This window comes from Novosphingobium sp. 1529, from assembly GCF_040544855.1.
In the GTDB taxonomy this organism is placed as follows: Bacteria; Pseudomonadota; Alphaproteobacteria; order Sphingomonadales; family Sphingomonadaceae; genus Novosphingobium; species Novosphingobium capsulatum.
This window is the reverse complement of record NZ_JBEPKW010000002.1, coordinates 82,374-105,641: the sequence shown is the minus strand read 5'-3', so window position 1 is coordinate 105,641 and position 23,268 is coordinate 82,374. Positions and strand designations below refer to the sequence as shown.

The 23,268-nt window shown below is 65.0% G+C and carries 22 protein-coding genes; 7 read left to right on the top strand and 15 right to left on the bottom strand.

Translation table 11 applies throughout. From position 1 onward, the window contains the following. The first annotated feature begins 30 nt into the window (after positions 1-30). The gene (locus ABIC78_RS05850; protein ID WP_354488815.1) at positions 31-2,187 is read left to right on the top strand and encodes an RNA degradosome polyphosphate kinase; all 2,157 of its coding nucleotides are present in this window, start codon (positions 31-33) and stop codon (positions 2,185-2,187) included. Between the two features lie 7 nt (positions 2,188-2,194). Further along, a complete protein-coding gene (locus tag ABIC78_RS05845; protein WP_354488257.1) occupies positions 2,195-3,676 on the top strand; it encodes a Ppx/GppA phosphatase family protein in 1,482 nt (493 codons plus the stop codon). A gap of 3 nt (positions 3,677-3,679) precedes the next feature. Here the strand turns inward: ABIC78_RS05845 and ABIC78_RS05840 are convergent, their stop codons facing one another. From ABIC78_RS05840 to ABIC78_RS05820, 5 genes are all read right to left on the bottom strand, one after another. Continuing rightward, entirely contained in the window at positions 3,680-3,937 is a 258-nt protein-coding gene (locus ABIC78_RS05840; RefSeq protein WP_022677084.1) for a hypothetical protein, read from the bottom strand. A 123-nt stretch (positions 3,938-4,060) separates the two neighbouring features. Continuing rightward, positions 4,061-4,189 (bottom strand): hypothetical protein, encoded by a 129-nt coding sequence (locus ABIC78_RS05835; protein WP_255352173.1) that lies wholly within the window; start codon positions 4,187-4,189, stop codon positions 4,061-4,063. 33 nt (positions 4,190-4,222) lie between these two features. Next, the gene (locus ABIC78_RS05830; RefSeq protein WP_062782566.1) at positions 4,223-4,432 is read right to left on the bottom strand and encodes a hypothetical protein; all 210 of its coding nucleotides are present in this window, start codon (positions 4,430-4,432) and stop codon (positions 4,223-4,225) included. An 86-nt stretch (positions 4,433-4,518) separates the two neighbouring features. Further along, a complete protein-coding gene (locus ABIC78_RS05825; protein WP_022677081.1) occupies positions 4,519-4,725 on the bottom strand; it encodes a cold-shock protein in 207 nt (68 codons plus the stop codon). A 337-nt stretch (positions 4,726-5,062) separates the two neighbouring features. Then, the gene (locus ABIC78_RS05820) at positions 5,063-5,932 is read right to left on the bottom strand and encodes a LysR family transcriptional regulator (protein ID WP_022677080.1); all 870 of its coding nucleotides are present in this window, start codon (positions 5,930-5,932) and stop codon (positions 5,063-5,065) included. Between the two features lie 104 nt (positions 5,933-6,036). Between ABIC78_RS05820 and ABIC78_RS05815 the strand changes: the two genes are divergently transcribed. The 3 genes from ABIC78_RS05815 (at position 6,037) to ABIC78_RS05805 (ending at position 7,816) form a co-directional block, all read left to right on the top strand. Beyond that, positions 6,037-6,747: a CoA transferase subunit A gene (locus ABIC78_RS05815; RefSeq protein ID WP_022677079.1), complete on the top strand. Its 711-nt coding sequence runs from the start codon at positions 6,037-6,039 to the stop codon at positions 6,745-6,747. Further along, the gene (locus tag ABIC78_RS05810) at positions 6,747-7,385 is read left to right on the top strand and encodes a CoA transferase subunit B (RefSeq protein ID WP_022677078.1); all 639 of its coding nucleotides are present in this window, start codon (positions 6,747-6,749) and stop codon (positions 7,383-7,385) included. Before ABIC78_RS05815 ends, ABIC78_RS05810 begins: the two co-directional genes overlap by 1 nt. A gap of 158 nt (positions 7,386-7,543) precedes the next feature. Continuing rightward, a complete protein-coding gene (locus ABIC78_RS05805; protein ID WP_022677077.1) occupies positions 7,544-7,816 on the top strand; it encodes a hypothetical protein in 273 nt (90 codons plus the stop codon). A gap of 6 nt (positions 7,817-7,822) precedes the next feature. Here ABIC78_RS05805 and ABIC78_RS05800 read toward each other — a convergent pair whose 3' ends face one another. The 7 genes from ABIC78_RS05800 to ABIC78_RS05770 all read right to left on the bottom strand — a co-directional run bounded on the left by ABIC78_RS05800 (position 7,823) and on the right by ABIC78_RS05770 (position 17,854). Further along, the gene (locus tag ABIC78_RS05800) at positions 7,823-9,901 is read right to left on the bottom strand and encodes an FIST N-terminal domain-containing protein (RefSeq protein WP_354488251.1); all 2,079 of its coding nucleotides are present in this window, start codon (positions 9,899-9,901) and stop codon (positions 7,823-7,825) included. A gap of 67 nt (positions 9,902-9,968) precedes the next feature. Continuing rightward, the gene (locus tag ABIC78_RS05795; protein WP_354488249.1) at positions 9,969-11,690 is read right to left on the bottom strand and encodes a M10 family metallopeptidase C-terminal domain-containing protein; all 1,722 of its coding nucleotides are present in this window, start codon (positions 11,688-11,690) and stop codon (positions 9,969-9,971) included. A gap of 118 nt (positions 11,691-11,808) precedes the next feature. Then, complete coding sequence (locus ABIC78_RS05790; RefSeq protein ID WP_354488247.1) at positions 11,809-13,263, bottom strand: M10 family metallopeptidase; 1,455 nt, start codon at positions 13,261-13,263, stop codon at positions 11,809-11,811. 180 nt (positions 13,264-13,443) lie between these two features. Continuing rightward, a complete protein-coding gene (locus ABIC78_RS05785) occupies positions 13,444-14,613 on the bottom strand; it encodes a BaiN/RdsA family NAD(P)/FAD-dependent oxidoreductase (RefSeq protein ID WP_354488245.1) in 1,170 nt (389 codons plus the stop codon). A gap of 140 nt (positions 14,614-14,753) precedes the next feature. Further along, entirely contained in the window at positions 14,754-16,166 is a 1,413-nt protein-coding gene (lpdA, locus tag ABIC78_RS05780; RefSeq protein ID WP_354488243.1) for a dihydrolipoyl dehydrogenase, read from the bottom strand. Positions 16,167-16,178: 12 nt separating this feature from the next. After that, the gene (locus tag ABIC78_RS05775) at positions 16,179-16,553 is read right to left on the bottom strand and encodes an acyl-CoA thioesterase (protein WP_022677071.1); all 375 of its coding nucleotides are present in this window, start codon (positions 16,551-16,553) and stop codon (positions 16,179-16,181) included. Beyond that, on the bottom strand, positions 16,550-17,854 hold the full coding sequence (locus tag ABIC78_RS05770) for a pyruvate dehydrogenase complex dihydrolipoamide acetyltransferase (RefSeq protein WP_179562949.1): 1,305 nt from the start codon (positions 17,852-17,854) through the stop codon (positions 16,550-16,552). The genes ABIC78_RS05775 and ABIC78_RS05770 overlap by 4 nt, the downstream gene beginning before the upstream one ends. A gap of 253 nt (positions 17,855-18,107) precedes the next feature. Here ABIC78_RS05770 and ABIC78_RS05765 point away from each other — a divergent pair, with 253 nt between their 5' ends. Beyond that, positions 18,108-18,569, top strand: a complete 462-nt coding sequence (locus tag ABIC78_RS05765) for a universal stress protein (RefSeq protein ID WP_062783000.1) — start codon at positions 18,108-18,110, stop codon at positions 18,567-18,569. A gap of 142 nt (positions 18,570-18,711) precedes the next feature. Here ABIC78_RS05765 and ABIC78_RS05760 read toward each other — a convergent pair whose 3' ends face one another. Next, the gene (locus tag ABIC78_RS05760; protein ID WP_354488241.1) at positions 18,712-21,006 is read right to left on the bottom strand and encodes a ribonuclease R family protein; all 2,295 of its coding nucleotides are present in this window, start codon (positions 21,004-21,006) and stop codon (positions 18,712-18,714) included. A gap of 51 nt (positions 21,007-21,057) precedes the next feature. Beyond that, positions 21,058-21,819: a helix-turn-helix domain-containing protein gene (locus ABIC78_RS05755; protein WP_107717205.1), complete on the bottom strand. Its 762-nt coding sequence runs from the start codon at positions 21,817-21,819 to the stop codon at positions 21,058-21,060. 80 nt (positions 21,820-21,899) lie between these two features. On the opposite strand from ABIC78_RS05755, the gene ABIC78_RS05750 reads away from it, so the two are divergent. Then, positions 21,900-22,667, top strand: coding sequence for a class I SAM-dependent methyltransferase (locus ABIC78_RS05750; protein ID WP_354488238.1), 768 nt, complete (start codon positions 21,900-21,902; stop codon positions 22,665-22,667). Here the strand turns inward: ABIC78_RS05750 and ABIC78_RS05745 are convergent, their stop codons facing one another. Continuing rightward, positions 22,668-23,252 (bottom strand): DUF805 domain-containing protein, encoded by a 585-nt coding sequence (locus ABIC78_RS05745; RefSeq protein ID WP_354488236.1) that lies wholly within the window; start codon positions 23,250-23,252, stop codon positions 22,668-22,670. It lies immediately after the preceding gene. Positions 23,253-23,268 lie beyond the last annotated feature (16 nt).

Here is a 23,268-nt window from a genome sequence, read left to right as displayed (position 1 = left end):
ACCAGCGCAGCGCCAGGTGGCGTGCTGCCGATGCAGGCCCTATCCGCGTTGACCGAGGGTCCACCGCCGATGCGCTATTTCAACCGCGAGTTGAGCTGGCTGATGTTCAACCGCCGCGTTCTGGCCGAGGCGCAGAACACCAATTATCCGCTGCTGGAGCGGCTGCGCTTCCTGTCGATCTCGGGCAGCAACCTGGATGAATTCATGATGGTGCGCGTGGCCGGGATCGCCGGCCAGGTGCGGCGCGGGATCGACGAGGTTTCGATCGACGGGTTCAGCCCGGTTCAGCAGTTGCAGCAGATCCACGGCGCCGTGGAAGACCTGGTCAGCGCGCAGCGCGTGGTGCTGGGCGAACTGTCAGACCTGCTGGCCGACACCGGCATCCATCTGGTGGGCGACAAGCCCCTGCCCCGCCACCAGGCCGATTGGCTGGCACGCTATTTCACCGAGCATGTCATGCCGGTGCTTACCCCCCAGGCGATCGATCCGGCGCACCCGTTCCCGTTCATCGCCAACCAGGGCACGGGCATCCTGTTTTCGATGGTGCGGGTGGCCGATAATGACCCGGTCACCGAGATGATCCTGGTGCCGCCGGCGCTGCCACGCTTTGTCAAGCTGCCCGACGATGGCGGCTGGATCAGCATCGAGGAACTGGTGCGCCGCAACGCCGCCACGGTGTTTCCCGGCTTTCGCATCCAGGGTTCGGGCACGTTCCGCGTGCTGCGCGACAGCGACATGGAGATCGAGGAAGACGCCGAAGACCTGGTGCGCTATTTCCGCACGGCGATCCAGCGGCGGCGGCGCGGCAAGGTGATCATGCTGCAACTGCAGGATGATTTCGACCCTACGGCCGAACAATTGCTGCGCGACAAGCTGCGCCTGGACTATGCGCTGGTGGTGAAATCGCGCGGCCTGCTGGCGATGAACGGGCTGTCGCAGATCGTCGACATGCCGCGCCCGGAACTGAAATTCGAACCCTATAACCCGCGCTATCCCGAACGCGTGCTGGAACACGATGGCGATTGCTTTGCCGCGATCCGCGAAAAGGACCTGGTGATCCACCACCCGTTCGAAAGTTTCGACGTGGTGGTCGATTTCCTGCGCCAGGCCGCCGAAGACCCGGATGTGGTGGCGATTAAGCAGACGCTCTATCGTGCCGGCAAGCAATCGGCGGTGATCGCCGCGCTGATCGCGGCGGCCGAGGCGGGCAAGTCGGTCACGGCCGTGGTCGAACTCAAGGCGCGGTTCGATGAAGAACAGAACCTGCACTGGGCGAGCCAGTTGGAGCGCGCCGGGGTCCAGGTGATCTATGGCTTCGTCGACTGGAAGACCCACGCCAAGGTTTCGATGGTGGTGCGGCGCGAGGGCGATGGCTATCGCACATACTGCCACTTTGGCACCGGCAACTATCACCCGGTGACCGCGCGCATCTATACCGACCTGTCGTTCTTTACCGCCGATCCCAAGGCGGGCCGCGATGCCGGGCAGCTGTTCAATTTCATCACCGGCTATGTCGAGCCCAAGAACACCGAGTTCCTCTCCATCTCGCCGATCGGCCTGCGTCGCACGCTGTATGATTGCATCGAGCGCGAGATCGCCTTTGCCCGCGCCGGCAAGCGCGCCGCGATCTGGGCCAAGCTCAATGCGCTGACCGACAGCCGCCTGATCGAGCGGCTCTATGCCGCAGCGCAGGCTGGCGTGGACATTTCGCTGGTGGTGCGCGGCATCTGCTGCCTGCGGCCTGGCGTGCCCGGGCTTTCGGAACGGATCACGGTGAAATCGATCATCGGCCGCTTTCTGGAGCACAGCCGCATCTGGGCGTTCGGCAATGGCGCCGCCCTGCCCAACCGGCGCGCGCGGGTGTTCATCTCTTCGGCCGACGGGATGAGCCGCAACCTGGATCGCCGGGTGGAAGTGCTGGTGCCGATCCGCAACCGCACGGTGCACGACCAGATCCTCGACCAGGTGATGCTGGCCAACCTGATCGATACCGAGCAAAGCTGGACTTTGCACGCCGATGGCGATTATCAGCGGGTTTCGTGTCGATCCGATGCCGGCGAGAAACCGTTCAATGTGCACCGCTATTTCATGACCAATCCTTCGCTTTCAGGCCGCGGCGCGGCCCTTACCAAGGGGCGCAAGGTGCCCAAGCTGGCGCTGCGGCGCGGTGGCGCAACGGTCGATTGACGGCGCGATGGCATTTGGCCTGTCCCGTGGCAAAGAAGCGCCCAAGCGCGCCATTATCGATATCGGCTCCAACACCGTGCGCCTGGTCATCTATGGCCAGCCGCTGCGCGCGCCCAAGGTGCTGCACAACGAGAAAGTGACCGCGCGCCTGGGCAAGGGCGTTGCGGAAAGCGGCGATCTTTCGCCCAAGGCCATGGCCCTGGCGCTGGCCTCGCTCGCCCGGTTTAAGGCGATCCTGGCACTGCAGGGGGTGACCGAACTCGACGTGGTGGCCACCGCCGCCAGCCGCGACGCACGCAATGGCGCGGCCTTTCTCGATGCCATCGCCAAGCTGGGCTTTGCCCCGCGCCTGCTCTCGGGCGAGGAAGAGGCGATCACCAGCGCGCACGGCGTGCTGGGCGCCTTTCCCAAGGCCAAGGGCGTGGTGGGCGATCTGGGTGGTGGCAGCCTGGAACTGGTCGATGTGGACGGGCAGCGCTGCACCCATGGGGTCAGCCTGCCGCTGGGCACGCTGCGCCTGCCCGCGCTGCGCGCCGAAGGGCAGCGCGCGTTCGGGCAGAAGATCACCAAGGCGCTGGCCAAGGCGGAATGGAAAGCCACGCCGGGGCAGACGCTCTATCTCGTCGGCGGCTCGCTGCGCGCCTTTGCCCGCCACATGATGGTGGAAACGCGCTTTCCGATCGATGATCCGCACGGCTATGTCGCCGATCCCGCCCTGGCGCTGAAGCTGGCCAAGTCCTTGGCGCGGCGCAAGGGAGAGGCCGTGGCGCCGATCGCCGGGGTTTCCGGCGGGCGCCTTACCAGCCTGCCCGATACCGCCGCGCTGCTCGCCGTGCTGATCGCGCGGCTAAAGCCTGAACGGCTGGTGTTTTCGGCTTGGGGCCTGCGCGAAGGCGTGCTGTGGGAAGCCATGCCCGATGCCGTGCGCGGGCAGGAACCGCTGGTTGCCGGCGCCTCTGCCTTTGCGCAGGAACATGGCATTTCGCCCAACACCGCGAGCATGGTCGCCGGCTGGACCGCCGGCGTGGTGCAGACCGACGGGCCCGACCGGCGCGAGCGCCTACGCTTGGCCGCCACGATGCTGTGCATGGCCTCGGCCACGGTGGAGCCCAACCTGCGCGGCGACCTGGCGCACGAATGGGGCCTGCGCAAACGCTGGATCGGCGCGACCGCGCGCGATCGCGCGATGCTTGCCGCCGCGATGATCGCCAATACCGGCAAGCTGACGCTGCCCGAAGACCTCAACCTTCTCGCCACCCCCGCTTCGCTGCGCGAAGCCCAGGCCTGGGGCCTTGCCACCCGCCTGTGCCGGCGGTTCACCGTGGGCGCGCCCTCCGCGCTCAACGGCAGCACGCTGCGCCGCGAAGGCGAGGTGCTGGTGATGGAAGTGGAAGATCGCCATGCCGTGCTGATCAACGACAGCGTGGGCCGGGACTTGAAAGCGCTTGCCGCGCATCTGGGGCTGAAGGCGGCGATCAGGGAGCGGTAGGGCTCAACCCGGGCGGACGACCATCGCAAACAGGCGGTCGAGATTGAGCTGAATGTCCTGGACCGATGGATTGTCTGCGTATTTGGCCATGCCAAGCGGCAAACTCATGCTCTCGTGCAAGGCCGAAGCCTCGGCGTCGGTCAGAATATTGCGGCCGCGCAGGATATTCGCCAAGCTGACGATGCCGTTGATGGCCGAAATATCAGACGCTTCGTGCGCATCGAGCAACTGGGGGTCGATGAGGCTGGGACTATCCGTCATGAAACTGGCTCCGCCGGTTGGCGATGCCGGCAATCTTGCTGATTTTCCGGCATGCCAACGGCGCGCCGAGCGTTGGCATCGGCGCGGCCAGAGTGGCAAAGCAGGGCAGTTGCCCGCTCGGGCTCACCGCTTGATCGTGACGATCCCGACCGGCGCTGGCTTGGTCGATGGATTGGAGGCGTTAAGCTTGGGCGGCTTGGCCGCCTTGGGCTTGCGGACTTCCTTGTTGGATTTCTTTTGACCCTTGGCCATGCCAATTCCTTTTCACGTTGCGAGCAACGCTCTTTACTTTGAAGCGTATTCGCCCGGCTGTGCGCCAAAGTTGTCGCGCGCGAATGTGCGTGCCCCAGCCATGGTCTTGAACAGTTCGTCTTGCAGTGCCGCCGTGACCAACGGATACCCTTGCGAGTTGTATCGCACACTGCGCACGGTCAGCCGGAAATTGCCTTCCGCATCCTTGTTAATCAGGAACGGGCGATTTTTCGGATCAGACATTTTCGGCCTCCAGCAATGTCAATTTGGCATGTAGCGACAGATGCGGTGTGGTCGCGCGGTTGGATCAACCGCGCGACCCGCATCCATCAGGCAGCCTGGAGATTGACTGCCGAAACCTTGCCACGGCGATCGGTTTCCAACTCGTAGGAAACGCGCTGGTCCTTTTCGAGCGTGCGCATGCCGGCGCGTTCCACGGCCGAGATGTGCACGAAGGCATCGGTGCCGCCGTCATTGGGCGCAATGAAGCCATAGCCCTTGTCGACGTTGAAAAACTTTACGGTTCCGGTCGTCATATGGATAACCCTTTATCCCATGGTTTGACGGGCATGCGCCAACAGCGGCGCATCCCGGCTTCTGTAGTGCTAGAAAAGGATAAAGGGGTGGCATAAAGCTGCCGATTTATCCGTCGCATGCGACGTAAGCACAACCCTAATAACACGCTGCCGAAAAATTGAAAGGCAATTCTCGGTTTTCGCCGCATCGTGGCCGGGATTGATGCGCAATACAGCGCGCCGCGCGCAATACAGCGCGCCGCGCCGGGGGAATGCGGTAGAATTGAGCTGTGGTGCTTACAGGCCCTCCCCCAGCCCCTCCCGCCAGCGGGAGGGGTTAGGGGAGGGAATGTTTGGACTAATCAATCCGCAGCCCACCAACCCGCCGGAACAGCTCCAGGATCAGCGGATCGCGCTCGGCGCTCCTGATCGCCGCTTCGAAGCGCAGTTGCCGCTTGGGCGATGGCAGGACTTGCACCAGTTCCCCGCTCGCCAGTTCGCCGCGCACCATGGTTTCGGGCAACAGCGCGGCGCCGCTGCCCAGGCGGATGATTTCGACCAAGGCGCGGACGTTGTTGCAGGTGCGGATGACTGGCGGCGTGATGCCGTGCTGCGCGAGGGATTCGCGCATGATGCCGTGGATGGGTGAGTGTTCCGGGATCGACCACACCGGCAGCGCTTGCTTGAAGCCGCCGGCCTGCGCCGTGGCCTTGCTGGCCGCCCAGACCAGCGCGACGCTGCCCAATGGCGTGGTGCGCACGCCGGGGCTGGCGACCGGGCCGGCGAGGAACACCATGTCGCTGGTGCCGGCGAGCAGTTGCTGGAGCATGCGGGCGGTTAGGTCGAGCTCGATCTCCAGCGTCACGCCGGGCAGGTCCTGCTCCACCGCCGCGACGAAGGCGGGCAGGCAACTGGCGGCGGCGATCTCGCCGGTGCCGATGCGCACGATGCCGGTGGCGCCGCCAAAGTCGCTCGCCTTGAACAGCGCGCGTTCGAAGCCGGCCCACAGCGGCTCGAAATCGGCGACCAGGGCGCGGCCGCGCGCGGTGAGCACCATGTTGCGCCCTTCGCGGCGGAACAGATCGACGCCCAATTGCTCCTCGATCTCTTTCACGCGGGCGGAAATGGCGGGCTGCGTAGTATTGAGCCGCTCTGCCGCGGCGCGGAACGTGCCCAGGCGGGCAATCCACAGCAGGGTTTCGAGGTGATAGATGGCCAGGCGCTTCATGGGCCTGCGGTATCATATCCAGGTCTTATCATAAAAGATAACAATGTATCGCTAGTTCCGATCGATTGGCTGGCGTAAGACGGGGCATCAATGGAGAGGTGCCGATGGCCAACAAGATCTATCCCTCTGCCACAGCCGCGCTGGACGGGCTGTTGCACGATGGCCTGCTGATCGCCTGCGGGGGCTTTGGCCTTTGCGGAATCCCCGAGCGGCTGCTGGATGCGGTGCGCGAGTCCGGGGTGAGCGGGCTGACCTTTGCCAGCAACAATGCCGGCATCGACAACGAAGGCATCGGCAAGCTGCTGCGCACGCGCCAGGTCAAGAAGATGATCTCGTCCTATGTGGGCGAGAACAAGGAATTCGAACGCCAGTATCTGTCGGGCGAGCTGGAGGTGGAATTCTGCCCCCAAGGCACCCTGGCCGAGCGCATGCGCGCGGGCGGCGCGGGCATTCCCGGCTTCTACACCAAGACGGGCGTGGGCACGCTGGTGGCCGAGGGCAAGGAAGTGAAGAATTTCGACGGCCAGGACTATATCCTGGAACGCGGGATCTTTGCCGACCTGTCGCTGGTCAAGGCGTGGAAGGCGGACGAGAGCGGCAACGTGGTGTTCCGCAAGACGGCGCGCAATTTCAATGTGCCGGCCGCGACCTGCGGCAAGGTCTGCGTGGTGGAAGTGGAAGAGATCGTGCCGACTGGCAGCCTCGATGCCGATGGCATCCACCTGCCGGGCGTCTATGTCCAGCGGCTGGTCCTGGGCGCGCCCTATGACAAGAAGATCGAATTCCGCACCACCCGTGCGCGGGAGAACGCCTGATGCCCTGGACTCGTGATGAAATGGCCGCGCGCGCGGCGCGCGAACTGCAAGATGGGTTCTATGTGAACCTGGGCATCGGCATCCCCACGCTGGTGGCCAACCACATTCCCGCCGGCATGGAAGTGACGCTGCAATCGGAAAACGGGATGCTGGGCATCGGCCCCTTCCCGTTCGACGACGAGGTCGACGCCGACCTGATCAACGCCGGCAAGCAGACCATCAGCGAACTGCCGCAGACCGCCTATTTCGATAGCGCGCAAAGCTTTGCCATGATCCGGGGTGGGCATATCGACCTGACCGTGCTGGGCGCGATGGAAGTGTCGCAGGGCGGCGATATCGCCAACTGGATGGTGCCCGGCAAGATGATCAAGGGCATGGGCGGCGCCATGGACCTGGTCGCGGGGGTGAAGCGCATCATCGTGGTGATGGAGCACTGCGCCAAGGACGGCAGCTCCAAGTTCATTCCTGATTGCACCCTCCCGCTGACTGGCAAGAACGTGGTCGACATGGTGATCACCGACCTCGCCGTGTTCCAGCGCCCGGATCACGACAGCCCGTTCCACCTGGTGGAGCTGGCGCCGGGCGTGACGGCCGAGGAAGTGGCGGCCAAGACCACGGCGCATTACGTGGCGGCCTGAACTATTGCTGCGCCGCCATGGCCGCAGGGCCACTGGCGGCGCAGTGCCCAGACTACCTTTTGAACCAACATGAAAATTTGGTCATTCATCCCGATGTCAGGCCCCAGCCATTAGCCCCTGCCCCGGGACCGATGGGAAAGCGCAATCGGGAATTGACCATGACCTGGAACATCAACTTCCTGCACCCCGGCAAGGCTGTGAAGTGCGTCATCACCTCGCTCGTGCTGTCGATCCCGCTGTGGACCGGATCGCTGGTGGTGGCCAAGCTGGTGATCGTGCCCGAAGTGCGGGCGATTGCCGCACAGTGGAGCGGCGACGCACGCGCACTGGTGCCCGAAAGCGAACGCCGGGCCGAGCAGGACACCCAGCCGCTGCTGATCGCCAGCCAGCATGAGGCCCATGTGATGGCCGACGCGCTGCGCCGGATCTAGACTGCTTTACGCCTGCTGCCCCTCCACCCGGCGCAGGCGCTCTATCTCCAGCTCCACCTGGCTCATCATGCCGGTCTGCTGGCGGGCCATCTGTTCCACCGATCCCAGCAAGTCGCCAATGCGCGAGAACGAGGCGAACATCGCGCCGAGGCTGGCGGTGATGACATCAAAGCCATTGCGGGCATTGCCCAGCTTGGCCTCTGTCTGCGCGACATGGCCGCCCAGCCGGGTCATCGAATTGTCGACCTGGCCCAGCGATTCGCGGCTTTGATCGAGCGTGGTGCGGGTCATCTTGGCCAGGCTGCGCACTTCGTTGGCGACGATGGCAAAGGCGCGCCCGGCCTCGCCAGCGCGTGCCGCCTCGATCCCGGCGTTGAGCGAGAGCAGGTTGGTCTGCATGTTGATCTTGTCGATCACTTCGACGATGTCGCGCAGCTGAGCCATGGCCTGGGCGACATGGCCGAATTCGGTATCGAGCACCCCTTCCCCGTCGCTGTGGGCAAGGCCCGCCAGCCGCTGCTCGATCTCGGTGCGCATCGCATCGACATTGCGGCGCACATCCTCGGTTCCGCTGGCCACCTGGTCCAGCTCGTGCGCGAGGCGCGCGGTCTTCATCACGAAATCGGTAAGCCGGCCTAGCAACTGCTGGCGCAGCCCGTTGATCAGGCGCTGCTGGTTGAGCCGCGTTTCCACGAAATAGCGCGCGAACTGCGCATAGTGGATGGGGAACTGCTCCACGAACGGTTCGGCCAGCACCTCGCCCGGTGCCGGTTTGAAGAAGACCACCGCCGTCAAGGTCTGGTTGACGTTGATGCCCAGCAATTCGCCAAACGTGGAAAAGCCCCCCGCTGGCACATCGCCCCACAGCCCGTCGAGCGCGCCAAGCTGCGCGCCATTGCCCAGGCGGCGCAGGATGCAGTCGTTGAGCAGGGCGCCCACCGGATGCGGCTTGCCCCGCAGGAACGCCTCCAGATCGGCCCTGGTCTGGCCGGCAAAATCGGTGGCCGCCACTAGGTGCAGTTCATCGCCGGGATTGATGTCGCAATAGAAATGCACGGCGCCCGCGGCCACATCGATGCTGGAGATGGAGCGCACGAACAGCTGGTCGTTCAGGCGGATGGCAAACGTGTGCCCTTGCAGGCGCTGTTCCAGGTCGTGCGGCTGGCACCCCATCATGGCGCTGAGTGCATCGACCACCGGCACGATCTCCACCGAGCCGGGCTCCACCACCGAAGTGACGCAGCGGGTTTCGGCCGAAGCCTCCATGATGATCACGCTGCGCCCGGTATCGACGAAGTTCTGCGTCTTGAAGATGCCGAAGCGCGCGCCCTCGCGCATCTTGGCAAAGACGATAACCGCATGGTCCTGCAAGAAGCGTTCGCCGTCGAACAGCCAGGTCGCCTGGAAATCCAGCTTGCCGCCAGCCGATCCACCGATGAACACGCATGGGAAGCGGCCGCAGCGATAGACCGCTTCCATGAAGAAGTTCTCGCTGGCGGAAAGCCCGTCGATCAGGGTGAGTGCCAGCGTATCATGGTGCCGTACCGGGAAGGACACGGACAGGCGCGAGAGGTGATCGGCGATCTCGTCAACGCGGCGTTCCTGCGCCTTGGCCGGCTTGCCGGCGCGGATATCTTCGTTGGCCAGGGGAACGGCGTGGATGCTGGTGGCGGCAAACAGGTCGGGTCCGAAGACCTGCACCACCACGCTGTCCCACGCGCCATCGGCGGGGCAATAGAGCGGCCCCTGGCCATCGCCGCACAGTTCGCCCGCCGTGGTGACCGCCACCACGCGCGACGGCGCGCACAACGGACGCAAACGCTGCACCACCGTTTCGAAATCGATGTGCGGGGACACATAGGCCATGACCAGCGCTGCGGCCATATCGCCAAAACGGAAGGTTTCATGGCCCAGCCCGTGCAGCATGCTGTTGCTGCGCACCACGCGCATCGAGGGCTGCGCCAGCGGGACAAAGCTCTCGACAGGCGGCGGGGAATGGTCCCACGCCACCAGGGCGGGGGGTGGCGTGGGCGTTGCAGGGCTCCCAAAGACTTTGCGCAATCCGAACATGGTCGTCTCCGGCATTTTGGCCGGCTTAGACCCGCCATGGCCAACAAACCGTTGGGCGCCCCTGCGGAAAGTGCGTAGCCGTTCAGAGCAGGAAATCGCCCTTTACCAGCGACAGGCTGCCTTGCAGCAGCAGCGCGAAATCAGCCAGGCCATCGCCGTTGATGTCCCCCTGAATCAGGGTGTTACCGCCGGTGATGGCATAGCGCAACTCCCCCGCCACATGGTGGAAGGCGGCCGTGCCGATGAAGGCAAAGGCATCGTCGGCGCTGGTCAGGCTGTTGGCGTCGATAGGGGTCAGAACGATCAGGTCGCCCTCGGCATGCCTGAAATCGGTGATCACGTCACACGTGGCCGCGGTGGTTCCGGCAAATTCAATGACGCGCTCGAACACGAAGCGATCGGCGCCGCTGCCGCCGGTGAGCCGGTCCTGGCCCGATCCGCCGCGCAAGGTATCGGCGCCGACCATGCCGTTGATCGTGTCGTTGCCGCCGTTGCCCGACAGGATGTTGTCATTGGCATCGCCGAGCAGGGTATCAGCGTGGGCTGAACCGGTAACGCGCTCAACGCCCGAGATCGTGTCTTTGCCCAGGCCGGCGGCGGTCCCATCGCCCACCCCCGTGGCCAGGTTGACCGTGACGCCCGCGGTGGCGCCGGCATAGGTGACAAGATCGAGGCCGGGGCCGCCGACATAGCGATCGTTGCCCAGGTCATCACCAGCCAAGAAGGTATCGTTGCCATCGCCGCCCGAGAGAATATCGTCCCCCTTGCCGCCCGAAAGCTTGTCATTCCCGCCATAGCCATAGAGCCGGTCGTTGCCGGCGTTGCCATAAAGCGCGTTGTTCGCCTCGTTGCCCACCAGCGTATCGTTGCCAGCGCCGCCATAGCAATCCTCGATCGTCACGTTGTAGGCGATGCCCAGGTTGTTGGACACGCTGACATTGGTGAAACCGAGTGTGGAATAAGCGCCAGGGTGGAGATCGACCCAGCAATCGAGCTTGAATGTGCGCAGGTCGATCAGATCCTTGCCGCCGGCATCCCAGATCGTGGCGTAAAACGGGCTGCCGGGCGAATAGGCATAGGTGTTGTCGCCGGCATGATAGCTCATGTTCGCGCCGTAGATCGCCTGGATCGCGGCGATATCGTAAACCATCGGCGTCTGGATGATGTAGTCGAAGTCTTCCTTGGCCGGGTTATAGGCATAGACCCCATAGGGATCGTTGTAGGACATGATCGTGTAGTTGCGATAATCATACCCGGTAGGGATGATATTGCCTTCGGATGGATGCGCCAGGCCCAAGGCGTGGCCGATCTCGTGCATCAGCGCGGTGAAATTGTAGGTATTCACCGCATAGGAATCGCGCCCATAGAGCGGGTTGATCCAGATATCGCCGTGGCTATTGGCCAGGCCGCCAGCCGTGGCCTTGGTATAGCCCCAGGCATCGCCCACGCGCGAGGACAGGCCCAGGCGAATGTCTCCCACCGTGCCACCGGCGGTTTCGGCCACCTGCTTGAACGAAAGGTTGGCCACGTTGGACCATTGCGCAAACGCCAGGGCGACATTGGCATAGTCGCCAGACGGCAAGGCGCCGACCGTGGCTGCGGTCATTTCGGTGCCATAGCCGCTGGCAAAGGCCGAAGCGACGCCGCCGCCCCAGATGAAGCTGTAGCTGACCACCGTCTTGCCGGCAGAGACCGTGGACCACGCCAGGCGATAGGCGGGATCGGCCTGGAGCAAGGCATTGAACCGCGCGTCGGCGGTCAGCGAATAGGTCTTGACCGGCGATGCCTGGGTATAGGTGGCCACGCGTGCATTCCCGTACGGTTGAAGGCCTGCCTTGGTAGGCAAGCCCGCCGCGTTACGGGACGGACGACAGGTTCAAAGTGGAGGCGTGAGCGCTCCTCCCCCTGGCAAGGCGTCCAGGCTAGAGCACGAAATCAGTGGCGGCAAAGGCGATCTTGCCCGCCGCTTTCAGCCAGAAATCAGCCACGCCATCGCCATTGACGTCACCCTGGATCACCGTGGCGCCACCGCTGTACATATAGCGCAATTCGCCCGCCACCTTGTGGAAATTGGCGGTGCCGATGAAAGTGAAGGGATCATCGGCGTTGGCATTGGTGGTGATGGCGTCGATCTGGTTGAGCTTGATCACGTCTTTCTGCGTCTTGTTGAAATCGGTGATCGCATCGCAACTGGCCAGGTCTTGCCCGGCAAAATCGGAAATGGCGGTAAAAACGAAAGCGTCCGCGCCGGCGCCCCCGGTCAACGTGTCCTGCCCTGCCCCGCCGATCAGCGTATCGGCATCGTTGCCGCCCAGCAGCACGTCCTTGCCTGCGCCGCCGTTGAGCATGTCGTTGCCACCATTGCCTGTCAGCGTATCGTCTCCGTCGCGGCCGAACAGGGTGTTGGCGATATCGTTGCCGACCAGCTTGTCAGCCCCGCTGCCGCCGGTGGCATTCTCGATCGTGCAGTTGAAGGCAATGCCCAGATTGTTGGTCAGCGTCTGCAGGTTGTCGAACACCAGGGTGGAATAGGCACCGGCGTGCAGATCGACGCGGCACCCCTTGGAAAAGGCGCTGACATCGATCGTGTCATTGCCGCCGCCGTCCCAGATTGCGGCGAAGAACGGCGCGGTGGCCGAATAGCTATAGGTATCGTCACCGGCGTGAAAGCCGGTGTTGGCGCCATAGATCGCCTGGATCGCGGCGATGTCATAGACCATCGGCGACTTGATGAGGTATTCGGTCTGCCCCGTGCCACTGTTCACCCACCACACCCCCTTGGGATCGGTGTAGGACATGATCGTGTAATTGCGCACGTCAAAGCCCGAGGGCATCTTATTGCCTTCAAACGGGTGATCGAGGCCCAGGGCGTGGCCGACCTCGTGCATCATCGCCATGTAGTTATAGGTGCCCACGGCAAACGAGCCGTTGCCATAATTGGGCGAAATCCAGATATCGCCATGGGCATTGGCCGCGCCGTTGGAAACCAGCTTGCAATAGCCCCAGTATTGTCCGCTCACGCTGGACGATTGCGCGACGCGGATATCGCCGACGCTGCCGCTGTCGGTCTCGCTCACCTGGGTAAAGGTGATGTTGGCCACATCAGACCACGCCTGGAACGCCGCCTTGATGTTGGCGATCTGCGCGCTGGGCATGGCGCCATGGGTGGCCGCGCCCGGTTCGCTGCCATAGCCATTGGCAAACTTGCTGGCGACGCCATCGAGCCACGGGAAGCTATAGGTGATCGCCGTCTTGCCATCGGCAATGGTCGACCACTTGGAGCGGAACATGGCCTTGGAATAGAGCAAGGCGTCAAAGTATTTGTTGCCGGTGAGCGCATAGGTCGAAACGACCGACGCATCGGTATAGCTGGGCATGGGCTGTGGTCCTTGATCGCACAATGCCCGGCTGGCGGGCTTTCCATGGCGAACAGGCCACATAGACCATCAACAGCGGGTATGTTTAAGGGCACGTGCTTGCACCCAATTGGCATTATCCTGCCGTTATCCGGCAGGTTTCTGCCGGTTCAACCCGCGTTTCCCTAGGTATTCCCCCGATCAGGCGGCCATGCCGGCCGCGTGCGCGCTGGCCCAGGCCCACTGGAAATTATACCCGCCCAGCCAGCCGGTCACGTCCACCGCCTCACCGATCGCGAAAAGGCCTGGCACCTTGCGCGCTTCCATCGTGCGCTGAGACAGTTCGGCCGTGCTGATGCCGCCGGCGGTCACTTCGGCCTTGGCAAAGCCTTCGCTGCCATCGGGCATGAAATCCCAGGCATGCAGGCGCGCCTGCGCGGCGCGCAAGGCCTTGTCAGGCAGGTTGCCCATTTCAGCGGCCAGGCCAAGCTGATCGGCCAGGGCGGTGGCCAGGCGTTCGGGCAGCGCCTCGCCCAGCACGCTGCGCAGGCCGGCGCGCGGACGCTGGCGCTTGGCATCGAGCAGCCAATCGCCCTTGCGGCCGGGCAGGAAATCGATGCGCACGACCTCGCCGCGCTTCCAGTACGAGGACACCTGCAGGATCGCCGGGCCGGACAGCCCGCGATGGGTAAACAGCGCCGCTTCGGGAAACCGCGCCTTGCCGCAGCTGGCTTCAACCGGGGCGGCAATGCCGGAAAGCTCACGAAACAAGGCCGCTTCGGCCGGCAGCGTGAGCGGGACCAGCGCGGGGCGCGGTTGCACCACCTTTAGGCCGAATTGCCGCGCCAGGTCATAGGCAAAGCCGGTGGCGCCGATCTTGGGAATGGCCGGGCCGCCGGTGGCGATGACCAGCGACGGCGCGGCAAACGCGCTTTCCCCCGCGCTCACATGGAACAGGCCATCGGCGTGGCGCACCGCGGCGATCGGGCTGTTGCAGCGCACCTGCGCGCCAGCGGCGGCGCACTGGTCCATCAGCATATCCACGATCTGGCGGGCAGAGCCATCGCAAAACAGTTGCCCCAAGGTCTTTTCATGCCAGGCAATGCCATGGGCATCGACCAGGGTAATGAAATCGGCCGGGGTAAACCGGCTGAGCGCAGAGCACGCGAAATGCGGATTTTCGGACAGATAGCGATCGGGCGCGGTGTGCAGATTGGTGAAATTGCACCGTCCGCCGCCCGAGATCAGGATTTTCTTGCCTGGCTTTTCAGCGTGATCGAGCACAACCACGCGGCGTCCGCGCACAGCCGCCGTGGCCGCGCAGAACAGGCCAGCCGCCCCGGCGCCCAGGATGATCACATCGTGCGTCATGTCCGGGGCCGTGGGGGATTGGTGGAGGTTTGGCAAGAGCCTGGGCGGTTGGGGTGCAACATGCCCTCCCCCAGCCCCTCCCGCACGCGGGAGGGGAGTAGATAGGCCTCCCTCCCGCACGCGGGAGGAGGCCGCTTGCCTTAGATGTGCAGGGCGCGGCCGTAGGCGGCGAGCACCGATTCATGCATGGATTCGCTGATGGTCGGGTGCGGGAACACCGTGTGCATCAGTTCGGCCTCGGTGGTTTCCAGCGTCTTGCCCACGACAAAGCCCTGGATCATTTCGGTCACTTCGGCGCCGATCATGTGCGCGCCCAGCAGTTCGCCGGTCTTGGCATCGAACACCGTCTTGACGAAGCCTTCCGGCTCCCCAAGCGCGATGGCCTTGCCGTTGCCGATGAACGGGAACGTGCCGGCCTTGACGGTGTAACCCGCTTCCTTGGCCTTGGCCTCGGTCAGGCCGACGCTGGCGATCTGCGGGTGGCAATAGGTGCAGCCGGGGATGTTGGCGCGGTCCATCGGGTGCGGATGCACGTCCTTGTTGCCGAGTTCGGCCGCAATGGCTTCCGCCGCGATCACGCCTTCATGGCTGGCCTTGTGCGCCAGCCACGGCCCGGGCGTCACGTCGCCGATCGCCCACAGGCCCTTGGCGCCGGTGCGGCCATAGCCGTCGATCTGGATGAAGCCGCGCTCCATCTTCACGCCCTGTGCTTCAAGCCCGATGTTCTCGGTATTGGGCACGATGCCGACCGCCACGATCACATGGCTGTAATCGCCGTCGATCACCTTGCCGTCCTTGGCCTTGATCTTGGCCTTCACGCCATTGGCCGACACCGCCAGGCTTTCCACGCCCGCGCCGGTCATGATCTTCATGCCCTGCTTGGTCAGCGCCTTTTCGAGGAATGCCGAAACATCGGCGTCTTCCACCGGCACGACGCGATCGAGCATTTCGACCACGGTCACGTCAGCGCCCATGTCGTTGTAGAAGCTGGCGAACTCGATACCGATCGCGCCCGAGCCGATGACCAGCAGCTTGCTCGGCAGTTCCTTGGGCGTCATCGCATGGCGATAGGTCCACACGCGGTTGCCATCGGCCTTGGCAAACGGCAGGTCGCGCGCACGGGCACCGGTGGCCACGATCACGTGCTTGGCCGAAATCGTTTCGGTGCCCTGGTCGCCGGTCACTTCGATGCTGGTGGGGCTCTTCAAGACGCCCGTGCCCATGTGCACGGTGATCTTGTTCTTCTTCATCAGGTGCGTCACGCCCTGATTGAGCTGCTTGGCCACGCCGCGCGAACGCTTGACCACCGCGTCCAGATCGGCGCGAATGTTGTCGGCCGCCAGGCCATAGCTGGCCGCGTGCTTCATGTGGTTGAGCACTTCGGCCGAGCGCAGCAGCGCCTTGGTGGGAATGCAGCCCCAGTTGAGGCAGATGCCGCCGAGCAGCTCGCGCTCGACAATGGCGGTCTTGAGACCCAGCTGGGCGCAGCGGATTGCCGCCACATAGCCGCCAGGACCCGAACCGAGGACGATCACGTCATATTGATCAGCCACTTGGAATTCTCCTTATTCGTCAACCGGGCGGGGCCGGCCGGTGCCGTCAACGGCAACAAACGTGAACTTGGCCTGGGTGACCATCGAGGACTGCTCGCGATGGCGTTCGCGGCGCCATGCCTCGATGGCGATGGTCATCGAGGTGCGCCCGGTCTTTTCGATTTCGCCATAGACCGACACCTCGTCACCCACCTTCACCGGATTGAGGAACTGCATGCCGTCGAGCGCGATGGTGACCGCGCGCCCGCGACAACGCCGCGAGGCGATCAGCCCCGCAGCATTGTCCATCAGGCACATCAGCCATCCGCCGAAAATGTCGCCATAGGCGTTGCAATCCGCCGGCATGGCGGTGACGCGGATGGCCGGCTCGCGGCTGCTTACGCTCATGCCACCAGCGCCAACGGATTTTCGACGATCTGCTTGAACGCCTGCATCAGTTCGGCGCCATCGGCCCCGTCAATCGCGCGGTGGTCAAAGCTGCCGGTGGCGCTCATCACCGTCGCCACGCCCAGCGCGCCATCGACGATGTAGGGGCGCTGCTCGCCAGCGCCCACGGCCAGGATCATGCCCTGCGGCGGATTGATCACGGCTTCGAACTGCTTGATGCCGAACATGCCGAGGTTGGACAGCGAGGCGGTGCCGCCCTGGAATTCATGCGGCTGCAGCTTGCCTTCGCGGGCCTTGCCGGCCAGCTGCTTCATCTCGGTGGCGATAGCCGAGATCGACTTGGCCCCGGCATCCTTGATGATCGGCGTGATCAGGCCCGAAGGCGCGGCCACGGCCACCGACACGTCGACACGGGTGAAGCTGCGCAGCTCATCGCCGGCAAAGCTGACGTTGCACTTGGGCACCTGGACCAGGGCCTTGGCCAGCGCCTTGATCAGCAGGTCGTTGACCGAAAGCTTGACGCCCTGCGCTTCGAGCGCGGCGTTCAATTGGCTGCGCAGCTTGAGCAGCGCATCGAGGCGCACGTCGACCGTAAGGTAGATGTGCGGGATGGTCTGCTTGGCTTCGGTCAGGCGGCGCGCAATGGTCTTGCGCACGTTGTTGAGCTTCTGCGCTTCGTAAGGGATCCCGAAATCAGGCACGGCCGCAGGGGTCGGTGCAGCAGCCGGGGCCGGCGTTGCAGCAGCAGGCGCAGCCGGGGCAGCCGCAGCAGCGGGCGCCGCAGCCGCGCCGGGCTTGGCGCCCAGGACATCGGCCTTGGTCACGCGGCCATTCGGGCCACTGCCCTTAACGGCCGACAGGTCGATGCCCTTTTCAGCGGCGATGCGCTTGGCCAGCGGCGTGGCGATGACGCGATCGCCCTTGGCGGCCGGGGCAGCAGCAGCGGCAGGAGCGGCAGCAGGCGCAGCAGGCGCCGGCGCGCTGGCGGCCGGCGTCGGCGCGGCTTCGGCGGCCTTGGCTGGCGCGGGGGCGGCAGGTGCCGGGGCGCTGGCATCTTCGTCTTCGCCGGCAATCATGGCGATCACGGTGCCAACCTTCACGCCTTCGCTGCCTTCGGCCACGTCGATCGACACGATCGTGCCTTCGTCCACCGCTTCGAATTCCATGGTGGCCTTGTCGGTTTCGATTTCGGCCATGATGTCGCCCGAGGAAACCTTGTCACCAACCTTGACGAGCCAGCGGGCCAGCGTGCCCTCTTCCATCGTTGGGGACAGGGCGGGCATCTTGATCGCGATGGGCATGGGCTGTTTTCCGTGTCCTTGCTGACAAAAGTGTCAATTCGGTTTGCAAAACTGGTTTTTTCTCAAAAATTCGGGTTAAATCGAATTTCCGTTTCACCACTCCATTTCACCAGCCTTGCACCTTCGGTCAAGCCTCTAGCGATGCGCGCAGGCGATGATTTTTACGCATCCTGCCGTGCCCGTGCACCTCACCTATTTGCCAGAACCCCGCATTCGCGATACCACCTGCGCGAAACGGGGGCGGATCAAGCACATGCCAGACCAGCAGCGCATCTATCTGGTGATCATGGACGAGACAGAGGAAGCCGCGCGCGCCCTGCGCTTTGCCGCGCGACGCGCCGTGCGTACCAATGGCGGGGTGCATATCCTGGCGCTGGTACCACGCCAGGAATTCGTTGCCTTTGCCGGGGTGCAGGCCACGATCGAGCAGGAAGCCCACGATCGCGCCGAAGTGCTCGCCACCGCCGCGGCCGGCAGCCTCGCCAGTGAATCCGGCCTGGCGCCGCTGATCAGCGTGCGCCAGGGCAACGGCCCGCAGGTGGTACGCGAATACCTCAAGGAGCACCCGGAAGTGTCGGCGCTGGTGCTGGGCGCGGCGCAGGACAATCCTGGCCCGCTGATCACCCACTTTGCCGCAGCCGCGGGCACCCTGCCCTGTGTGCTGATGATCGTGCCGGGCGGCGTGGACGATGAGACGATCGACGCGGTGAGCTAGGTTCGGCCAGATCCTCCCCGATACGGGGAGGGGGACCAGCCGCAGGCTGGTGGAGGGGCGTTGCGGCCTGACACGCCGCTTGAGGCGGCCAATCCCCTCCACCACGCTTCGCGCGGTCCCCCGCCCCGTGCCGGGGAGGAACTTACTTGCGCTTGCCCTGGTGTCGAATGTTGCCGGGCCGGCCGCGCTGGCCGACCATGTGCTTGCCGCGGAACTTGGGCTTGGCGTCAAGCTTGCCGCCGCGCCGCTCGATACGCTGCACGCCTTCGGCCACGTCCACCGGCTCGAACTTGAGCGCGCCGGTCAGCGGGTTGGCTTCGGCCAAGCGCAGCTTGAGGATCATGCCCATGGCAAATTCCTCGCCGCTCAATTCGCCGACCAGGCGCTGCGCCTTTTCATCATAGTTGAAGCGCTCGGCGCCCAGCGTGGAGACCGGCACCAGGCCATCGCCGCCCAAGCCCAGGATCGTGGCGAACAGCCCGAATTTCTGCACGCCACTGATGCGCGTGTCGAACACCTCGCCCACGCGGGTGGACAGCCAGGCGGCGACATAGCGATCGATCGTCTCGCGCTCGGCTTCCATCGCGCGGCGCTCGGCAGCGCTGATAGCGTCAGAGACGCGGGCCAGATCGCCCTTGTCACGATCCGACAGGCCCGAGGTGGCGGGAATGGCGTGGTCACCGGGACGCGGCTGCTCCAGGCCATAGGCATCGACCAGCGCGCGGTGCACGAGCAAGTCGGCATAGCGGCGGATCGGCGAGGTGAAGTGGGCATAGCTGCCCAGCGCCAGACCAAAGTGCCCGGCATTGCGCGGGCCGTAATAGGCCTGGGTCTGGCTGCGCAGCACCGCTTCCATCACCAGCGCCTTTTCCGCCTCGTCGGTCACGTCTTTGAGCATGCGGTTGAACAGGCCCGGCGTGATCACCTGGCCGAGCGACAGCTTGCGATCGAACGTGGCGAGATAGTCCTTGAGCGCCAGCAGCTTTTCCCGGCTCGGCGGCTCGTGGATGCGATAGACCACCGGGGCGGTCTTGGCTTCCAGCGCCTTGGCCGCGGCCACGTTGGCCGCGATCATGAAATCTTCGACCACGCGGTGCGCATCGAGCCGCTCGCGCAGGGCGATCTGGGCAATGCGGCCCTTCTCGTCGAGCATCACGCGGCGTTCTGGCAGTTCCAGTTCCAGCGGATCGCGCGCGGCCCGGGCCTTTTCCAGCAGGCGCCACGCGGCCCACAGGTTCTGCAGGTGCGGCTCGGCTCTATCTTCATCAATACGGGCCTGCGCCTCTTCATAGGCGATGACTTCGTGGATGCGCACCAGCGCGCGGGTAAAGCGGAAATCCTTGATGCGGCCATCGGCGGCAATGTGCAGATGGCAGGCCATGGCCGCGCGATCGGCGCCGGATTTCAGCGAGCAGACATCGGCGCTGAGCACTTCGGGCAGCATCGGCACGACGCGATCGGGGAAATAGACCGAATTGCCGCGCTTGCGCGCATCGCGATCGAGCTGACCGCCGGGGCGCACGTAAAAGCTGACGTCAGCGATGGCGACAAGGGCGCGGAAGCCGCCCTCGCCATCGGGCTCGGCCCAGATGGCATCGTCGTGATCGCGGGCGTCACTGGGATCGATCGCGACGATCGGCAGGGCACGGAGGTCTTCGCGGTGATCGTGGCTGAGCGGCAGCTTGGCAGCGACGTGCGCCTCATCCAGCGCTTCTGGCGCAAAGGCCATCGGGATGCCGTGCTTGTGGATCGCGATCAGGCTGAACGCGCGCGGCGCCAGCGGATCGCCCAGCACTGCCGTTACCCGCATGCCCGAACGCGGGCTGCGTCCCGCCGGCTCTGCCAGCACCAGTTGCCCGGCCTCTGCCCCGCCCAGATCGGAAATCGGCGCGGCGTGGCGCTCGCGCTTGTCGATCGGGGCGAGCCAACCCTTGCCCACGCCATCGAGTTCGACCACGCCCATGACCTGCTCGCTTTGCTGCGGCAGCTTCTTCATCGGGTGGGCCAGCCACTTGCCACTGCCCGGCCCGCCAACCTCTTCGGTGCGGGCGAGTACGCGATCGCCGGGCTTGAGCGCGGCCTGGCGATCACGCGCCTTGCCCTTGGGCTCGATCACGCGCAGGCGCGGCGGCGGGCTGGCATCATCGGGCTGCCAGCTGTCGGGAATGCCCAGGACATGGCCTTCATCAATTTCGACTACGCGCAGCACCGTCACCTTGGGCACGCCGCCCATGGCGTGGAACGCGGTGCGGTTGCCGTCGATCAGGCCCTCTTCGGCCATGTCCTTGAGCAGCGCCTTGAGCGCGATCTTTTCCGTGCCCCTCAGGCCGAATGCCTTGGCAATCTCGCGCTTGCCGGCTGGCTCTGCACTCTGGGCGATGAAATCGAGCACCTGCTGGCGCGTAGGGAGTCCCGCGGGAAAATTGGTCTTGGCCATTCCAGCGCATGTGGGCGTTTGGCGCGCAAAGCGCAACCTTTGCCGCGCGCATCACGCCGGGTGCAGCACCACCACCTTGGTATCGGGGCGATCGGCGGGAATCCAGGTGAACTGCCGAAAGGCCAGGTGCCCGTCCCAGGGATGGTCGAACCGGCGCAGGCCACCTTCGCGGCCCTGCACCACCTGCTCGTCCCACAGGCTGGCGAATTCAGCGCTTTCCCCGCGCAGATCGGCCACGATCCGTTCGCTGACAGGATCGCCATGGCGCCCGGCATGATCGGCGCGGAATTCCGCAATGAGGCGGCGGGCGCGCTCGTGCCAATCGGGCAGCATGGCGCGCGCTTCGGCCCGCAGGAACATGTAGCGCAGCAGGTTGCGCTCTCCCAGATCATCGAGCCAGCCGGGAAACAGCCGCGCGGCGGCCGCATTCCAGCAGGTCGCGCGCCAGGTGCGATCGAGGCCATAGGCCGGGCCAGGCGCGAAATCGACCAGCACACGCACCGAATCGGGCGCCTCTTCCAGCGCCAGGGCGACCGGCGCCTCGGGATCGAGCCGGCCGGCCAGTTCGAACAGATAGGCGCGCTCTGCCACCGACAGCGCCAGCGCCCGCGCCAGGCGGGCGAGCGCATGGGGCGATGGATTGGCCTCGCGCCCCTGCTCCAGCCAGGCCAGCCAGGTGGTGCTGATCCCGGCACGCACCGCCAGTTCCTCGCGCCGGAGGCCGGGGGTGCGGCGGCGGCCGCCAGCCTCGGCCGGGCTGCGTTCGCGCATGGCGCGCAGGAAGCGGCCCAGTTCCAGTCTCGTATCGGTCATGGCAGCACTTATAACAGGATAAACGCCAATCTTGTAACAGGGTAAATCGCGCGCCACACCCCGCCGGGAAAGGACAGACCATGACCCAGCCCAACCACGACAGCCACGCCGACGCCCAATTCGGCAGCCGCGCCGCCGCCTATGTTTCCAGCGCCGTTCACGCCCAGGGTGCCGATCTCGCGCGCATGGCGCAGGCGCTGGCCGAACGCCGCCCCGCCCGGTTGATCGACATCGGCACCGGCGGCGGCCACGTGGCTTATGCCGCTGCGCCGCATTGTGCCGAGGTGATCGCCACCGATCTTTCCCCGCGCATGCTGGACGCTGTCGAGGCCGAAAGCGCGCGCCGTGGCATGGCCAACATCGTCACCTGCGTGAGCGCCGCCGAAACCCTGCCCTTTGCCGATGGCCATGCCGATGCAATCAGCAGCCGCTTTTCCGCGCACCACTGGAACAGCCTGGCCCGCGGGCTGGCACAGGCGCGGCGGGTGTGCCGGCCCGGCGGGCTGGCGCTGTTTGCCGATGTGGTGGCGCCGGTCCAGGCGCTGTGCGACACGCACTTGCAGGTGATGGAACTGCAGCGCGATGCGTCACACGTGCGCGATTACAGCGCCGCCGAATGGGTGGCGGCGCTGGGCCAGGCCGGCTTTGCCGTGACCGCGATCCAGCCTGGGCGCCTGCGCATGGACTTTGCCGAATGGACCGCGCGGATGGGCACGCCCGCCGCCCATGCCGCCGTGATCCGCCAGGTTCAGCAACAGTCCCCGCGCGAGGTGCAGGATCACTTTGCGATCGAGGCGGATGGCAGCTTTACCATCGACACCCTGCTGATCGAGGCGGTCGCAGCCTGATCAGGCGTCCAAATCCACTGGCTCCGGCCCGTAGCGGTTGGTGCCGGGGGTGGACGGCCGCGCCGCCACTGCCACCAGCAAGGCAAGGGCCAGCCAGCCGATCGCGGCAATGCTCCAGTTGGTGGCATGGAGCGCCGCGCCGGGGTGGCCAGGGCCCTGTTGTTGCATGACCGCCATGGTGTGCGCCACTTCGCGCGGGGCGGCCGCCAACGAGATGAGATAGGGCACGCCCGGCAACAGCGCGAACCAACCGGACAGCCCGCTATCGTGCAGGCGGCGCACCAGGCTGGACAGCAGCATGGCTGCGGTGATCAGGCTTATCACGATGCCCAAGATCATGATCTGCGGCAGCGCGGCGGTGATGTTGGCCTGTACGGCAGTGGCCGTGGCGGCAGGATCGGTGCTGTTGCGCGCGGCAGTGAAGGCCGTGTTCATCGTGCTGGCCATCAAGGGCACCGTTGCCACGGTGCTGACCGCCCAGCGCAACAGCAGCAGGAACACCGCATAGAGCCAGAACTGCTTGCGGCCATCGCGGCCGGTAAGCGTGACGAGATTGCGCAAGCCGTGCTTGATGGCGTGAAGCATGAAATTTCCCCTGTGG

Excerpts from the sequence above, each read along its gene's own strand:
- ABIC78_RS05850 (WP_354488815.1), top strand. The coding sequence starts at position 31 with ATGCAGGCCCTATCCGCGTTGACCGAGGGTCCACCGCCGATGCGCTAT.
- ABIC78_RS05845 (WP_354488257.1), top strand. The coding sequence starts at position 2,195 with ATGGCATTTGGCCTGTCCCGTGGCAAAGAAGCGCCCAAGCGCGCCATT.
- ABIC78_RS05840 (WP_022677084.1), bottom strand. The coding sequence starts at position 3,937 with ATGACGGATAGTCCCAGCCTCATCGACCCCCAGTTGCTCGATGCGCAC.
- ABIC78_RS05835 (WP_255352173.1), bottom strand. The coding sequence starts at position 4,189 with ATGGCCAAGGGTCAAAAGAAATCCAACAAGGAAGTCCGCAAGCCCAAG.
- ABIC78_RS05830 (WP_062782566.1), bottom strand. The coding sequence starts at position 4,432 with ATGTCTGATCCGAAAAATCGCCCGTTCCTGATTAACAAGGATGCGGAA.
- ABIC78_RS05825 (WP_022677081.1), bottom strand. The coding sequence starts at position 4,725 with ATGACGACCGGAACCGTAAAGTTTTTCAACGTCGACAAGGGCTATGGC.
- ABIC78_RS05820 (WP_022677080.1), bottom strand. The coding sequence starts at position 5,932 with ATGAAGCGCCTGGCCATCTATCACCTCGAAACCCTGCTGTGGATTGCC.
- ABIC78_RS05815 (WP_022677079.1), top strand. The coding sequence starts at position 6,037 with ATGGCCAACAAGATCTATCCCTCTGCCACAGCCGCGCTGGACGGGCTG.
- ABIC78_RS05810 (WP_022677078.1), top strand. The coding sequence starts at position 6,747 with ATGCCCTGGACTCGTGATGAAATGGCCGCGCGCGCGGCGCGCGAACTG.
- ABIC78_RS05805 (WP_022677077.1), top strand. The coding sequence starts at position 7,544 with ATGACCTGGAACATCAACTTCCTGCACCCCGGCAAGGCTGTGAAGTGC.
- ABIC78_RS05800 (WP_354488251.1), bottom strand. The coding sequence starts at position 9,901 with ATGCCGGAGACGACCATGTTCGGATTGCGCAAAGTCTTTGGGAGCCCT.
- ABIC78_RS05790 (WP_354488247.1), bottom strand. The coding sequence starts at position 13,263 with ATGCCCAGCTATACCGATGCGTCGGTCGTTTCGACCTATGCGCTCACC.
- ABIC78_RS05785 (WP_354488245.1), bottom strand. The coding sequence starts at position 14,613 with ATGACGCACGATGTGATCATCCTGGGCGCCGGGGCGGCTGGCCTGTTC.
- ABIC78_RS05775 (WP_022677071.1), bottom strand. The coding sequence starts at position 16,553 with ATGAGCGTAAGCAGCCGCGAGCCGGCCATCCGCGTCACCGCCATGCCG.
- ABIC78_RS05770 (WP_179562949.1), bottom strand. The coding sequence starts at position 17,854 with ATGCCCATCGCGATCAAGATGCCCGCCCTGTCCCCAACGATGGAAGAG.
- ABIC78_RS05765 (WP_062783000.1), top strand. The coding sequence starts at position 18,108 with ATGCCAGACCAGCAGCGCATCTATCTGGTGATCATGGACGAGACAGAG.
- ABIC78_RS05760 (WP_354488241.1), bottom strand. The coding sequence starts at position 21,006 with ATGGCCAAGACCAATTTTCCCGCGGGACTCCCTACGCGCCAGCAGGTG.
- ABIC78_RS05755 (WP_107717205.1), bottom strand. The coding sequence starts at position 21,819 with ATGACCGATACGAGACTGGAACTGGGCCGCTTCCTGCGCGCCATGCGC.
- ABIC78_RS05750 (WP_354488238.1), top strand. The coding sequence starts at position 21,900 with ATGACCCAGCCCAACCACGACAGCCACGCCGACGCCCAATTCGGCAGC.
- ABIC78_RS05745 (WP_354488236.1), bottom strand. The coding sequence starts at position 23,252 with ATGCTTCACGCCATCAAGCACGGCTTGCGCAATCTCGTCACGCTTACC.